At 55.5% G+C, this 14,043-nt stretch carries 12 protein-coding genes; 9 read left to right on the top strand and 3 right to left on the bottom strand.

Annotation, left to right across the window (positions count from 1 at the left end; genetic code table 11):
- Positions 1 to 12 precede the first annotated feature (12 nt).
- The 5 genes from QWY30_RS15085 (at position 13) to QWY30_RS15065 (ending at position 6,480) form a co-directional block, all read left to right on the top strand.
- Complete coding sequence (locus tag QWY30_RS15085; RefSeq protein ID WP_435433419.1) at positions 13 to 726, top strand: c-type cytochrome; 714 nt, start codon at positions 13 to 15, stop codon at positions 724 to 726.
- 116 nt (positions 727 to 842) lie between these two features.
- Positions 843 to 2,897, top strand: a complete 2,055-nt coding sequence (locus tag QWY30_RS15080; protein WP_290242400.1) for a cytochrome c biogenesis protein ResB — start codon at positions 843 to 845, stop codon at positions 2,895 to 2,897.
- 40 nt (positions 2,898 to 2,937) lie between these two features.
- Positions 2,938 to 4,269: a c-type cytochrome biogenesis protein CcsB gene (gene ccsB, locus QWY30_RS15075; RefSeq protein WP_290242399.1), complete on the top strand. Its 1,332-nt coding sequence runs from the start codon at positions 2,938 to 2,940 to the stop codon at positions 4,267 to 4,269.
- On the top strand, positions 4,266 to 5,471 hold the full coding sequence (locus QWY30_RS15070) for an MFS transporter (RefSeq protein ID WP_290242398.1): 1,206 nt from the start codon (positions 4,266 to 4,268) through the stop codon (positions 5,469 to 5,471). Before ccsB ends, QWY30_RS15070 begins: the two co-directional genes overlap by 4 nt.
- Before the next feature lie 61 nt (positions 5,472 to 5,532).
- Positions 5,533 to 6,480, top strand: a complete 948-nt coding sequence (locus QWY30_RS15065; protein ID WP_290242397.1) for a DMT family transporter — start codon at positions 5,533 to 5,535, stop codon at positions 6,478 to 6,480.
- Positions 6,481 to 6,527: 47 nt separating this feature from the next.
- Here QWY30_RS15065 and lysA read toward each other — a convergent pair whose 3' ends face one another.
- Entirely contained in the window at positions 6,528 to 7,829 is a 1,302-nt protein-coding gene (lysA, locus tag QWY30_RS15060; protein ID WP_435433418.1) for a diaminopimelate decarboxylase, read from the bottom strand.
- A gap of 24 nt (positions 7,830 to 7,853) precedes the next feature.
- Positions 7,854 to 8,054 (bottom strand): LPS translocon maturation chaperone LptM, encoded by a 201-nt coding sequence (gene lptM, locus QWY30_RS15055; protein WP_290242396.1) that lies wholly within the window; start codon positions 8,052 to 8,054, stop codon positions 7,854 to 7,856.
- A gap of 32 nt (positions 8,055 to 8,086) precedes the next feature.
- Between lptM and cyaY the strand changes: the two genes are divergently transcribed.
- Entirely contained in the window at positions 8,087 to 8,416 is a 330-nt protein-coding gene (cyaY, locus tag QWY30_RS15050) for an iron donor protein CyaY (protein ID WP_290242395.1), read from the top strand.
- Between the two features lie 48 nt (positions 8,417 to 8,464).
- Here cyaY and QWY30_RS15045 read toward each other — a convergent pair whose 3' ends face one another.
- A complete protein-coding gene (locus QWY30_RS15045; RefSeq protein ID WP_290242393.1) occupies positions 8,465 to 10,888 on the bottom strand; it encodes a penicillin-binding protein 1A in 2,424 nt (807 codons plus the stop codon).
- Between the two features lie 79 nt (positions 10,889 to 10,967).
- On the opposite strand from QWY30_RS15045, the gene QWY30_RS15040 reads away from it, so the two are divergent.
- The 3 genes from QWY30_RS15040 to QWY30_RS15030 are packed head-to-tail and all read left to right on the top strand — an operon-like array spanning position 10,968 to position 13,908.
- On the top strand, positions 10,968 to 11,687 hold the full coding sequence (locus tag QWY30_RS15040; RefSeq protein ID WP_290242392.1) for a shikimate kinase: 720 nt from the start codon (positions 10,968 to 10,970) through the stop codon (positions 11,685 to 11,687).
- On the top strand, positions 11,675 to 12,763 hold the full coding sequence (gene aroB, locus QWY30_RS15035) for a 3-dehydroquinate synthase (RefSeq protein ID WP_290242390.1): 1,089 nt from the start codon (positions 11,675 to 11,677) through the stop codon (positions 12,761 to 12,763). The genes QWY30_RS15040 and aroB overlap by 13 nt, the downstream gene beginning before the upstream one ends.
- A gap of 5 nt (positions 12,764 to 12,768) precedes the next feature.
- Complete coding sequence (locus QWY30_RS15030; RefSeq protein WP_290242387.1) at positions 12,769 to 13,908, top strand: deoxyguanosinetriphosphate triphosphohydrolase; 1,140 nt, start codon at positions 12,769 to 12,771, stop codon at positions 13,906 to 13,908.
- The last annotated feature ends 135 nt before the right edge of the window (positions 13,909 to 14,043 follow it).

The raw sequence follows: 14,043 nt of genomic DNA, 5'->3' as shown, positions 1-14,043 counted from the left end.
TCGAGGTCTTCAATGAAGCGTGTGCTGTCCAAGGTAGTGTCCAAGATAGTGCTTGTGAGCGGGTTGCTGCTTGGGGTGTCTGCCGTCTCCACTAGTATGGCTGCCGGTCCGGTGACGGGCCCCGCCAAGCCTGACGCTGCCAAAGGCGCGCAGCTCTACGAACAAGGCGATGCCGCGCGTGGCATTGTGGCCTGTGCCTCCTGTCATGGAGCCGCTGGTAACAGCACGATCCCTGCCAACCCTAATATTTCCGCTCAGTCGCACGAGTATCTGTACAAACAGCTCGTCGAGTTCCGCGTTAAAGCTGGCGCCAAGACAGCACTTCGCAAGGGTGCCGATGGCGCGCCTTCCGTTATGCAGGCGATGTCAACGCCCCTGACCGAAGCCGATATGCATAACCTGGCTTATTTCTTGTCTTTGCAAAAGTTGGCTCAGCCCGCGACGGCTACCAATGAAAAACTGGTCGAGCGTGGTCAAAAAATCTGGCGCGCAGGCATTCCTGAGCGTAATGTCCCTGCTTGCGCTGGGTGTCATTCCCCCAACGGCGCAGGTATTCCGGCACAATATCCACGTCTAGGTGGTCAGTTCCCTTCTTACATCGAAGACCAGCTCAAGCTCTTCCGTGCCGGACACCGTGGTAATTCGGCAATGATGAACCAAATCGCAGACCGTATGTCCGATGCGGACATCAAGGCGGTGTCTGATTACGCAGCTGGATTGCGCTAGAAAAAACGTCCTCAGGGCGATCGAGACGGTTCGACCGTCAAGCGTTAGATTGAAAGTAAAAAGGGGGAGTCGCATAGACACCCCTTTTTTTTCGCACCTATGGTATCGAACCGATCATGAATCAGACCGCATCACGACCCTTCGCACATTTCATCGAGCTCCTGAGTTCGATGCGTTTTGCGATCAGCTTGCTGGTTTTCATCTGTCTGGCAAGCATTATCGGTACGGTGATTCCGCAGGGTCGATCCGCCAACGCCTACATTGATATGTTCGGACCTTTCTGGTTCGATATCTTTAACCGGTTTTCGATTTGGCACATTTATAACAACTGGTGGTTTTTAGTCACGATGGCATTTCTCGTGATCTCAACCAGCCTGTGTCTCATCCGCAACGCACCCAAGATGCTCAAGGAAGCGCGATCGTTTCGTGAGCACATTCGCACCTCCAGCCTGCAGTCATTTCATCATCGCGTAGAGCTCGATACAACACGTGGTGTTCCCGCGGCAACGGCTTCTGTTCAGGCCTGGCTCAAGCGCCAGGGTTATGCCGTACGTCAGCGAGACGAGGGCGATTCAGTTTTGCTCGCCGCTAAACGCGGAAGCGGCAATCGTCTAGGCTATATCTTTGCCCATGCTTCGATCGTGATCATCTGTGTGGGCGGTTTGCTCGACAGCGAGTTGCCCGTGCGTTTGCAAGTATGGTTCATGGGCAAGACCCCGATTGTTGAGAATATGTTGATCGCGGATGTGCCTGAGCGCGGTCGTTTGTCAGTCAATAATCCGAGCTATCGCGCGAATGTGTTGATCCCTGAAGGAAGTGCTCGGGACTCCGCGGTGGTCAATATCGATGATGGCGCGCTGGTTCAGCCTTTGCCTTTCAGTATCGCCTTGAAAAAATTCATCGTTGATTATTACTCCACGGGAATGCCAAGCCGCTTCGCGAGCCTGGTGGAGGTGACGGATCCCGATACAGGCAAAAAATTCGATGCGACGATCGAGGTCAACGAGCCTTTGCACTTCAAGGGTGTCACGGTGTATCAGTCGAGCTTCGATGATGGTGGCAGCCAGGTTGAGCTGGTGGGTTACCCACTGAGCGGGCCAAGCGACAAGTCCTTCGAGCTGAAGTCTCGTGTCGGTCAGTCTAGCGATGTCACGATGAAGTCCGCCGGCAAAGAGCTCAAGGTCGAGGTGACTAAACTTCGTCCGATCAATGTCGAGGATTTGTCGGCCGGAACGCCGTCCGCGCCCAAGCCTCTTGGCGAGCATGTCGCGGCCGTGACGGGCAGCGCTGCGGGCAAGACGAATAAAAATTTGCGTAATATTGGCCCTAGCGTTGAGTATCGCGTGATTGATGCGAGTGGTCAGGCAACTTTATTTCACAACTATATGGTGCCCGTTGAGCTCGATGGCGCACGTGTGATGTTGGCAGGCGTTCAGGAGCCCGGCGCGACGGGTTTTCGATATTTAAGACTGCCTGTCGATGAGGAAAACTCGATGGGTGACTTCATGCGCCTGAGAGCGGCGCTGGCTGATCCGGCTGCGCGTTTGTTGGCGACGCAACGTCTGGTCGCGAGTTACGGTGGCAGTCCCGAGGAGCAAAAAGCCCTGCAAATCTCGGCTGAACGGGCTCTGGATACTTTTGCAAATGGTGGGCTGCTGGCGATTTCGAATTTCCTGGAAAAAAATGTCCCTGAGCCAGAGCAGCGTCGCGCGGCGGACATCATTATTCGATTGCTGGGATCATCGATTGCGGAGCTGCGAAACGTCGCACGTGAGCGTGCCGGTCTCGCACCATTGCCGAATACGCCCGAGCGAATGGATGAGATCGCCGACTGGTCGAGACTCTCTGTCGCGGCTTTGTCTGACTTGGCGCTCTATCCCTCTCCGATCATGATGACGCTCAAGACGTTTGAACATGTGCAGGCGAGTGTTTTCCAGGTGAGTCGAACTCCCGGCAAGATCACCGTGTACATCGGCTGTTTGCTGCTGATCATAGGCGTCTTTACGATGTTTTATGTTCGCGATCGCCGGATTTGGGTCTGGCTGCGCCCCGCTGAGACCACAGGGGGTACGAGAGTATTGGCGGCCATGACTTCGCAAAAGCGTACACTCGATTTCAATCGGGAATTCGACCGTTTCAAGCAGGCGTTGATGCGCCTGAACCAAGGCTAGCCGACCGGCAAGCCCCAACACTGATCATTGAGATACCGCTATGAATGAGCCCTCTGCTGCTGTTGCAAACGATTGGGATGATTTGTCGGAGTCGGGTGATGGGCGTATCGAACGCGGCCGCCCTGACTGGACGGATGCGTTGTTTTTCTTATTTCTCGCCATTGGTGCAGGTTTTGCGCTGAACCAGTACAGCCAGTCGATGGATGTGTATGAGAAAACCATCTTGGTGCTCGCGGTACCGTCGCTGACTTGGCTAGGTTGGCTTTGGCGGCCTCTTCGTACCTTGATGGTCGCGATGGCGATCGCTGCCTTGTTTGCGATCTGGTTGTATCAAAGAGATCTCGCGCGCGCCGAGCAAGTGTTTTTATTAAAGTATTTGCTCTCCTCGCAGTCCGCTATTCTCTGGATGTCGGTGTTGTTCGTGATCGCCACCTTTTGCTATTGGGCAGGGTTTGTGAGTACCACGGCGGCATGGCTTGGGACAGCCTTGACCTGGGGCGCGGTCTTCGCCGGTTCAACGGGGATGCTGGTGCGCTGGCGCGAAGGACATCTGATGGGGCCTGATCTTGGGCATATTCCCGTCAGTAATTTGTACGAAGTGTTTGTATTGTTCGCACTGGTCACATCTCTTTTTTATCTGTACTACGAGCGTCGATATGGTACGCGCGCGCTGGGTGGTTTCGTGATGTTGGTGGTGACCTCCTCGGTCGTGTTTTTGCTTTGGTATTCATTTACACGCGAGGCTTACCAGATTCAGCCCTTGGTCCCTGCCTTGAAAAGCTGGTGGATGAAAATCCATGTGCCCGCCAACTTTATCGGTTACGGTACCTTTTCACTTGCAGCCATGGTCGGCTTTGCCTATCTGGTCAAACAGCATGCTCAAACTAAATCCTGGCTCAAGCTTGCGCCGCTTTTCATTTTGGGCGTCTTGTTGGCGGCTGAACCGATGGTGTTTCGCACCGAAGGCTTGTCCGCGACCTGGATGATTTATTTCGGAATCGGTGCGGTGATCGTCGGTACGATTTTGCTGTTTCGCGCACAGATTGCCGCACGCTTGCCTTCTTTTGAAGTGCTCGATGACATCATGTATCGGGCGATTGCCATTGGCTTTGCTTTTTTTACCGTCGCGACGATTCTCGGTGCCTTGTGGGCTGCCGATGCCTGGGGTGCATACTGGCAGTGGGATCCCAAGGAAACCTGGGCGCTAATCGTCTGGTTGAACTACGCTGCTTGGTTGCATTTGCGTCTCATGAAAGGCTTGCGTGGCACGATGGCCGCATATTGGGCACTTGTTGGTCTGTTGGTCACCTGTTTCGCCTTTTTGGGCGTTAACATGTTTCTTTCAGGTCTTCATTCTTATGGTGCGCTTTGACGCCTGCTAAACCTTGGGTCGTGTTGCTCGCGACCCTCACAGTACAGTCTCTTGTTGCGATGGCCTTGTTAAACCTGCCGGTGGTTGCACCGGCAGTGGCCAAAGATGTTGGGATCTCCACGAATTATCTGGGCGCCTATGTTGCCCTCGCTTATTTTGGTGCGATGGTGGCCACCTTGCTGGGTGGCGCGGCAGTCAAACGCTGGGGCGCCATACGGCTGAGTCAGACCGGTCTTGTTTTTGCTGCCATGGGTCTTTTCCTCTGTGCGATTCCCTATGTCGAAACGATTGCCTTGGGGGCGCTCTTTATTGGCGCAGGTTACGGTCCCATCACCCCTGCCAGTTCACATCTGTTGATCAAATCAACGCCCCCTGAAAAACTGTCTTTTGTGTTTTCGCTCAAACAGACCGGCGTACCCCTGGGAGGCATGATTGCAGGCGCGACGGTTCCTTCGCTTGACATCTTGATCGGCTGGCAGTGGGCGTTTATTTGCGCAGCGATCGCGTGCGCGATTTGCGCCTGGGCCGTTCAGCCTTTGCGTGGAGGTCTGGATGACGATCGAGATCCAACAGTACGACCATCTTTGGCGACAAGTTTCGTCTTGCCACTTAAATTGATTTTTAGTCATCGCACGCTGCGCAAGTTGTCTTACATGTCCTTCATGTTTTCGATCGCACAGATGGCATTGATGGGCTATCTGGTGACATTTTTGTACGAGGACCTCGGGTGGAGTCTCGTGGCGGCCGGTGGCGCCTTGACTGTCGCGCAGGCGGCCGGAGTGTCTGGCCGCATGTTGTGGGGATATGTGTCTGATCGCTGGTTGGGTGCGACCATGATGCTGATTGTGATCGCGGGGTTGCTGGTGATTGGCGCGGTGGGTACCGCTCTGCTTGGTCCAGAGTCTTCGCCATGGTTCCTGTTCCCTGTTCTGGTGATTTTTGGTTCCTCGGCGATTGGCTGGAATGGTGTGTTTCTGGCTGAGATCGCCAGACAAGCACCCAAGGGTCAGGCCGGTGTTGCGACGGGCGGTACGCTTTGCATCACATTCCTGGGCGTGATGGTTGGGCCACCTTTGTTTGGTGTGTTGGCCGGCGTGCTAGGTAGTTATGGTTTAAGTTACGGTGCAATGGCCGTGCTGGGTGTATTGATATTGATGTTGTTGATTCCGCTCTATCGTCATCCCACTTCGAGCACGACTTAGTTACAACTTAGTTTGAACATTATTGCTTGACATGACTTCCTGATGATGTGACTCGCCTGATATGACACCCACAACGAAACCTGCGTCAGACTCTGCTGCGTCTCAACAGCGGCAGTGGCTGATTGGTTGTGGGATCTTTTTATGCGCCCTGTCATGTTTTTCTTTGCTCGATGCCTTGGCCAAGGATCTAGTGCATCGCTACTCGGCGCCTTTGGTCAACATGGCGCGTTACTCCATCATTGTGGTGCTGGCTTTCAGCATCATGCGCGCCAAACGCGTCTCGATCCATGCACCTAAGGATGCCCGTCTGCTTTTAGTTTTGCGCGGGGCGATGTTGGGCGTAGTGGGTATTTGCTTTATTCCTGCGCTTCAGTATTTACCACTTGCCGAAGGCACGGCGGTTTATTTTGTCGCACCCTTGATCGTGGTCATTCTCGCGCCTTTTGTGCTGGGCGAACGGGTTGGATGGAAACAATATGCCGCTGTGCTCGTGGGGATGGTGGGGATGCTGCTCATCGTGAACCCCGGAGGCGATCTTTCCTTGATCGGTTGCGCCTTGATGTTCACCTCGGCATGTGCGTATGCGATGGTGCAGCTCCTCACCCGCAAGCTTGCCAATCGCGTGGAAAGCGAACAAATGTTTGTGTATGCGGCGAGCACCTGCTGGTTCATGGGCTTAGGCGTGATGACTGTCTTTTGGCCTGAGGTCTGGCCGACAGGTCGCGATCTGTTGGAAATGCTCTTGATGGGAACCTGTGGGGGCGTAGGGCAGTATTTATTGATCCTCGCCTTTAAACGGACCCCTGCCTCGATGCTGGCGCCATTGAATTATTTTCAACTGGCTCTGGCCGTCATGTTGGGCGAGCTTTTCTTTGGTCAGATGCCGAATCTGCAATCTTTCGCAGGCATTGCACTGATTGTCGCCGCAGGTTTGGCGCTGACGTTGCCCATGCTGATGGCCTCTTTAAAGGCCAGATCCATCCGGGCTGACGCAGCGCGCCGCGTGTAGATTTAAAGCAATCACGTTTAAAGCAATCACGTTTAAAGCACTGACGTTTAATCCGGCAGGCAACTTTCGCCGCGGATTAGATCGGCAAAGGTTTCGCGCTGACGGATCACATGATAGTTTTCGCCATCCACCATGACCTCGGCTGGACGGGGTCGACTGTTGTAGTTGCCCGCCATAACAAAGCCATAGGCTCCGGCTGATTCAATCGCCAGGACATCGCCTTGCTCGAGCGCGAGTTGTCGAGCGCGGGCCAGCCAGTCGGCACTCTCGCACACCGGACCGACGACGTCATAAAGGGTGTTGGCACTTGTGCGTGGTTTGAGAGGTAAAACACCATGCCAGGCTTCGTACAAGGCTGGGCGCATCAAATCATTCATCGCCGCATCGACAATCGCGAAGTTACGCGCATCGGTGAGTTTCAAATACTGCACTGTTGTCAGAAGCACACCTGCGTTTCCAACAAGTGAGCGACCGGGCTCGAGTACGAGCTCGAGATGGTCAAAACCGCGTGCGCGCAACTCGGCAAAGACCTTGTCCAGTAGCACCTTGGGTGCCAGAGGTGTTTCGTCGTCATAGCGGATACCCAGACCACCACCCAAATCGAGATGCTTGAGCTGGATGCCCTGGCGCACGAGTTGCTCGATGAGCTTGAGGAGCTTGTCGAGCGCGTCCAGATAGGGGCTGACCTCTGTGATTTGTGAGCCGATATGACAGTCCACGCCCACCACTTGAATGCCGGGAAGCGTGCTCGCCAGTTGATAGGCGGCGGGCGCCTCTTCGATTGCGATGCCGAATTTGTTTTCTTTCAAGCCTGTGGAGATGTAAGGGTGTGTTTGCGCGTCGACATCGGGATTGACGCGCAGGGAGACTGCTGCGAGTTTTCCAATGCGATTTGCCACTTCTGACAGGCGCTTGAGCTCGGGGAGTGACTCGACGTTAAAGCATTTGACGCCGGCCTCCAGGGCGGCCTGCATTTCCCAGTCTTGTTTGCCCACACCTGAAAATACAACCTTGGCGGGATTGGCACCGGCCGCCAATACGCGGGCAAGCTCCCCACCCGACACAATGTCAAAACCACTACCCAGCCTTGCAAACTCTTTGAGTACAGCGAGATTCGAGTTGGCTTTCATGCCAAAACACACGAGTACCCGGTGCGAGCCGATCGCCTCCTGGTAGGCCGCCCATGCAGTTGCCAAGGCGGCGCGTGAATAGACATACAGCGGCGTGCCGAGCTGGCGGGCAAGCGTGGAGAGCGCGACACCTTCGGCGAACAGTTCACCGTTGCGGTAGTGAAAGTGGGGTGATCCTGCTGGGGTGGCGAAGCTTGTCATAGGTGTTGTGACGATCATGTTGGGGCTATGGGTATTCGGTGATTAACTGGCAAGCTCAAGCACAATAAGCCCAGATGATATTTGAGCCGCGGGAGCAGGCGCGGATGTCGCTGGTGCTGTCGATACCGGTTTGGGTGGTGGCAAATAAAGCGGTCCCTTGAAACCACAGCCAGCCAGCCAGCCCGTCAGGGCGAGCATCGCTACAATGCCTGCAAAACTGCGACGATGGATGTTGCGAATCACTGCACACTCCCTCAACTTTGAGGACAAGGATTATGAACGATACTGAATTTCATACACGGGCAACCGCCATTCTAGATGCAATAGAGGCTCAAGCCGACCACTGGTTTGAACAACTTGATCTGGATGTGGAAACCAAACGCAACGGCAATGTACTCAATCTCATTTTTGAAAGCGGTCACCAGGTTGTCATCAACAGCCAGGCGCCCCTGCATGAGATGTGGTTAGCCGCGCGTTCGGGCGGTTTTCATTACAAATTCGACGGTCAGCATTGGAAAGATACCCGCGGCGGTCTGGATCTGCACGATCTGTTATCCCAAATCTGCTCGAACGAAACAGGACAGCAACTCGTCGTCAAACTCTAAGCGAAAGCCGTCTTGCGGCGGCTTCCCCACTTTTGCGAATGACGCCCGCTAATTACCGATCGGCTGGCGGTTGCTGTCACGATTGTTACTGCTCCCGCTTCCCCCTAAGGTTTCGAGCAAATCACCCAGAGAGTCCTGTTTGGGGTCGCCTAGGCTTTTAACGGCCTCTTTGGGTGGGAATTCCTTGAAGTACATGTTGCCACCCTCGACGATCAAACCTTCGGGCACAGGTCCGCGTTTTTGTTCCGGGAACTCCTTGAGTGCGTGTTGCATATAGCCCAGCCAGATTGGCAAGGAAGCGCCACCACCCGTTTCACGAGAGCCAAGCGACTTGGGCTGGTCGTAGCCGAGCCATGCCACACCGACAAGCTGGGGCGTATAGCCTGCAAACCATGCATCGACCGAGTCGTTGGTCGTGCCGGTTTTGCCTGCCAGATCGCCACGCTTGAGGACTTGCCTGGAACGTGCGGCCGTGCCGGAGGTGGCCACCCCGCGCAACATATCATCCATCACATAGGCTGTACGGGCATCGATGGCGCGTGCCGCCGAATCGCCCGCGACAATCGGTTTGGCGCGCATCAGCACCTGACCGTTCGCATCCGTCACATGATCAATCAGATAAGGTGTGACACGGTAGCCTCCGTTGGCAAATACGGAAAAGCCTGCTGCCAGCTGCATGGGGGTGACGGCGCCTGAACCAAGCGCCATGGGCAAGACAGCGGGATGCTTGGCTTTGTCAAAACCAAAGCGGGCAATGTATTCCTGTGCGTATTGGGGACCGATGGATTGCAAGATCCGGATCGAGACCATGTTTTTCGAGCGGGCGATTGCCTCGCGCATGGACAGCATTTCCGCGTATTCGCCGCCGTAGTTTTTAGGCGTCCATGCTTTGCCAGAACCTGTTTGCTCAGCGGTCAGTTCAAAAGGTTGGTCAGAGATCATGGTGCCAGGCGTTAAGCCTCGCTCAAGCGAAGCCGCATAGATGAACGGTTTGAACGCGGAACCCGGCTGGCGCCACGCTTGTGTGACACGGTTGAAATTGCCGTGATAGAAGTCAAAGCCGCCGACCATGGCGCGAAGTGCACCGTCCTGGGGGATCATGGCGACAAAAGCCGCCTGAACCGTGGGTAGATTCAGGATTTCCCAGTAGGTGGGAGCTTTGTGCAAATACACCACAGAACCCCGCTGTAGACGCAGTGCGGCTGGGGCTTTGGGGTTGAGCGCGCGGGCGATGACGCCCAAGGCTCTTTTGTCGTTGATGACCACGATCTCGGTGGAGCTGCGGGCCACGCGGACTTCGGTGGGTTTGACAGAGAGCACGACGCCGGTCAGCATGTCGGTGCGGTCAGGGTGCTTGTCAAAGACACCGTCCAAAAATTCGTCTAGCTTGGCCGGATCGTCTTCGATACCGTTGGGCAGAGTCAGTTGAGCCTCGGGTCCCGGATAGGGCGCGCGACGCGTATAGTCCAGCACGCCTTCTCTGAGCGACTCATACGCCCACTGCTGATCTTTGGAGTGAATGGTTGTGTACACATTCAATCCTCGCGTGTAGACATTGTCAGGATAGATGCTGATCATCAGCTGACGCGCCAGTTCTGCGGCGTATTCGCCATGCACGGCATAGCCGCCCGCAGGCGTGCCCTGTGAGGGCTTGATCACGACAGGTTGTGCGAGTGCGGCTTTGTATTCGGCATCGGTCAGGTAACCGAGTGAGTGCATCCGACCCAGAACGTAGCGCTGGCGCAAGACGGCGCGAGGTTTATTGGCGATCGGGTTAAAGCGCGAGGGAGCCTTGGGGATTCCTGCCAGCAACGCCGCATCGGCCGCGGTGATTTCTGAAAGCTCTTTACCCAGGTAGACGCGCGAAGCGGCGGCAAATCCATAGGCTCGATGCCCGAGGTAAATCTGGTTGAGATAGAGCTCAAGAATCTGGTCTTTGGACAGACTGGCTTCGATTTTGAAGGTCAGCAGGAGTTCGTAAAACTTGCGAGACCAGGTTTTTTCGGATGAGAGGTAGAAATTGCGGGCGACCTGCATGGTGATCGTACTGGCACCCTGACTTTTCTGCATGGAGATCAGGTTGGTCAATCCCGCGCGCACCACGCCAATCCAGTCAATCCCGCCGTGCTGATAGAAACGGTCGTCTTCGGCCGAAAGTACGGCGGATTTCATGACATCGGGTATTTCATCAAAGCGCAGGACATTTCGGCGCTCTTCGCCGAACTCGCCAATCAGCACTTTGTCCGAGGTGTAAATACGCAAAGGCACGCGGGGGCGATAGTCGGTCATCGCGTTGAGATCTGGCAGGTTAGGCCAGGCTAGCGCGAGCGCCATTCCGATCAGCAAGGTCGCACAAAGAGCGAGCCCGGCTGTGAGGATCGTGAATTTCAGTAAAAACCGGACGAGGAATGAGCCTTTCGGCTTGTCTGTCGTCTGGTCTTCGTCGTCGTGGGGGTGGTTATATTTGCTCATTGCCGAACATTTTAAAGGTTTTGCGAGGGTTTGCCCGGATCTGTTTGGGTCTCTGAGCGGTCAATGGGATAATGACGTCATGAATACTGAAGCGCTTGCGCCCGAGCCTAACGCCTCCGGCGACCCGAATCCGTCCCTCGACACGCAGGATCTGCCCCAAACGGCAGGCCCTCTGGCCCATGACATCCCGATCTTTCTGGTCGGGATGATGGGTGCTGGCAAGACCACCATTGGACGTGCACTTGCCAGGGTATTGCATAGAGAGTTCATCGATCTTGATCATGAGCTGGAAGCACGTTGTGGTGTTCGGATACCAGTGATCTTTGAGATCGAAGGCGAGCAAGGGTTCCGTAAACGTGAGTGTCAAGTGTTGGATGACTGCACGGTGCAGCCCAATTTAGTGATGGCGACGGGTGGCGGTGCGGTGTTGGCCGAGGAAAACCGTCGTGCGCTCAAGAGCCGCGGCATCGTCGTGTATTTGCGCGCCAGCGTCGAGGAGCTCTATCGCCGCACGAGCCGAGATCGCAACCGACCTCTGCTCGCCACTCCCGATCCCAAAGCGACTTTGCGTGGGCTGCTGGAGATGCGCGAGCCTTTGTATGAATCCGTGGCGGATGTCGTGGTCGACACCGGCACAACCTCTGTGAACCATCTTGTTGCTCAGCTCGTAGAGCGACTCAGGCAAGTTGACAAGGCGATCGATCGCACCGCTCAGAGCCGGCCGGGTAACTCCTCGGCCAGCATGCGTGCCGATTTCGCCGCGAGCCACACCGAAGAGAACAAACCATGCACACCGTAGAAACCGTTCAGGTTCAGACCCCTGGTGGTCACTACCCCATTCATATTGCGCCCGGACGATTGGCGACGCTGGCTCAAGCGATTCCGGCCGATGCGACATCGATCGCGCTCATCACGAATCCGGTGGTTCACGCGCTGATGGGCGACGAGGTGACGCAGGTGCTCGCCCAAACAGGCAAGCGTATCGTGCCAGTGATCTTGCCCGACGGCGAGGCCCACAAGACGTGGGAAACACTCAATCAGATTTTTGATGCCATGCTGGGCGCGCAACTTGATCGACGCACGGTCATCGTCGCGTTGGGTGGTGGCGTCATTGGCGACATGGCCGGTTTTGCCGCAGCGGTCTACATGCGCGGTGTACGCTTTGTCCAGGTGCCCACGACTTTGTTATCCCAGGTCGATTCTTCGGTTGGCGGCAAAACCGCGGTCAATCATCCGCTTGGCAAAAACATGATTGGCGCGTTTTATCAGCCAATCGCGGTCGAGATCGATACCGATGTCCTCAAAACGCTCCCTGATCGGGAGATGTCCGCGGGGTTGGCAGAGGTCATCAAATACGGCCTGATTCTGGATGCGCCCTTTTTCGAATGGTGTGAAAAAAATGCGGTCGGTTTGCGCGAGCGCGAACCGGAATTGCTGGCGATCGCGATTCGCCGTTCTTGCGAATTCAAGGCCTGGGTGGTCTCACAGGACGAGCGGGAAAGCGGCTTGCGTGAAATTTTGAATCTGGGCCATACATTTGGTCATGCGATCGAAGCGGGTTCTGGCTATGGCGCGCTTTTGCATGGCGAAGCCGTGGGGACTGGACTCATCATGGCGGCGGACTTGTCCGCGGAGTTGCTAGGATTCCCAAGTGCAGACGTTGAGCGCGTGCGAAAACTTGTCGAGGCGATTGGTTGCCCGACCGTGGGCCCCCGACTCGGCGGCGTCGATCAATGGATGAGCCTGATGCGCGGGGATAAGAAAACCCGCGCAGGTGAAATCACGTTTGTGTTGATGCCTAAAATTGGTGAAGCGATTCGACGCGGGGCACCCGCTGAGTTAGTCGAGCGTGTGATTTTGCGCAATACGGTTTGATCGCAATGACTGAGCTCGCTGCCTACGCCTCGCGTTCCGAAGAAAGCCGTGGTCGTCGGCACGCCGAGCCTGCGCCGACGAATCGTAGTGAGTTTCAACGTGATCGTGATCGTATTGTCCATGCCGGTGCTTTCAGGCGGCTTGAATACAAAACACAGGTCTTTATCAATCACGAAGGAGATCTGTTCCGCACGCGCTTGACGCATTCTCTCGAAGTCGCGCAGATCGCACGCGTGCTCGCGCGCAGCTTGCGCTTGAACGAAGACCTGACAGAAGCGATTGCGCTGGCGCATGATCTAGGCCACACCCCTTTTGGCCATGCCGGTCAAGACGAGCTTAACGCCTGCATGAGAGAGTTTGCACCCGAGGCGGGTGGTTTTGAGCACAATTTACAAAGCTTGCGCGTCATTGACGAGTTGGAGGAACGCTACGCCGCCTTCAATGGTTTGAATTTGTGTTTTGAAACGCGTGAAGGTGTACTCAAGCATTGTTCACTTTCACACGCCAGGCTGTTGGGCGATGTTGGCCAACGTTTTATTGAACGCACACAACCATCGCTCGAAGCACAGCTCGCCAATCTGGCCGATGAGATTGCCTACAACAACCATGATATTGACGATGGTCTGCGTTCGGGTTTGTTGACAATCGAACAGCTGCAGACGGTTCCTATTTTCGCGCGACATTACGCAGCGATGGTGCAGAAATGGCCGGCATTGAATGAGCGACGTGTTGTCGCAGAAACAATCCGCAGTATGATCAATACGTTAATCACGGACGTGACGCAGACTACCCAAGCCAATCTGTCTGCAGCGGCGCCCGCCAATGCCGACGCTGCGCGTCGCTGCGGTCCGTTGGTGGCTTTTTCGCCTGCGCTGCGCGCCGAGGCGGATGCGTTAAAGAAGTTTCTATTTGAGAATCTCTATCGCCACTACAAGGTGATGAGGATGACCAACAAAGCGCGACGGATTGTGCGAGAGCTTTTTGATGCTTTCGTGCATGAGCCCCGCTTGTTACCCCCCGATTATCGGCATGAGGATGCCGCGGCTCAGGCACGTGCGATTGCCGATTACATCGCAGGGATGACGGATCGTTACGCGATTCGCGAGCACCACCGTTTGTTTCGGATGGGCAATCAGTTTGACTAGTATCAGGGAGAACGTTATGACATCCACGCGTATGTATGTTTTAGCAGTCAGTATGGCGGGCATGGCTTTGTTGTCCGGTTGCGCACAACAAGCCGCCGCACCGATCAGAACAGTTGAGCGCGACAGTGCGCCAAG

The organism is Zwartia panacis, assembly GCF_030410395.1.
Lineage (GTDB): Bacteria > Pseudomonadota > Gammaproteobacteria > Burkholderiales > Burkholderiaceae_B > Zwartia > Zwartia panacis.
This window is presented reverse-complemented; position numbering and strand designations above follow the sequence as displayed.

What these genes read in the sequence shown, in the direction of transcription:
- QWY30_RS15085 (WP_435433419.1), top strand. Translation starts at nt 13, where the DNA reads ATGAAGCGTGTGCTGTCCAAGGTAGTGTCCAAGATAGTGCTTGTGAGC.
- QWY30_RS15080 (WP_290242400.1), top strand. Translation starts at nt 843, where the DNA reads ATGAATCAGACCGCATCACGACCCTTCGCACATTTCATCGAGCTCCTG.
- ccsB (WP_290242399.1), top strand. Translation starts at nt 2,938, where the DNA reads ATGAATGAGCCCTCTGCTGCTGTTGCAAACGATTGGGATGATTTGTCG.
- QWY30_RS15065 (WP_290242397.1), top strand. Translation starts at nt 5,533, where the DNA reads ATGACACCCACAACGAAACCTGCGTCAGACTCTGCTGCGTCTCAACAG.
- lysA (WP_435433418.1), bottom strand. Translation starts at nt 7,829, where the DNA reads ATGATCGTCACAACACCTATGACAAGCTTCGCCACCCCAGCAGGATCA.
- cyaY (WP_290242395.1), top strand. Translation starts at nt 8,087, where the DNA reads ATGAACGATACTGAATTTCATACACGGGCAACCGCCATTCTAGATGCA.
- QWY30_RS15045 (WP_290242393.1), bottom strand. Translation starts at nt 10,888, where the DNA reads ATGAGCAAATATAACCACCCCCACGACGACGAAGACCAGACGACAGAC.
- QWY30_RS15040 (WP_290242392.1), top strand. Translation starts at nt 10,968, where the DNA reads ATGAATACTGAAGCGCTTGCGCCCGAGCCTAACGCCTCCGGCGACCCG.
- aroB (WP_290242390.1), top strand. Translation starts at nt 11,675, where the DNA reads ATGCACACCGTAGAAACCGTTCAGGTTCAGACCCCTGGTGGTCACTAC.
- QWY30_RS15030 (WP_290242387.1), top strand. Translation starts at nt 12,769, where the DNA reads ATGACTGAGCTCGCTGCCTACGCCTCGCGTTCCGAAGAAAGCCGTGGT.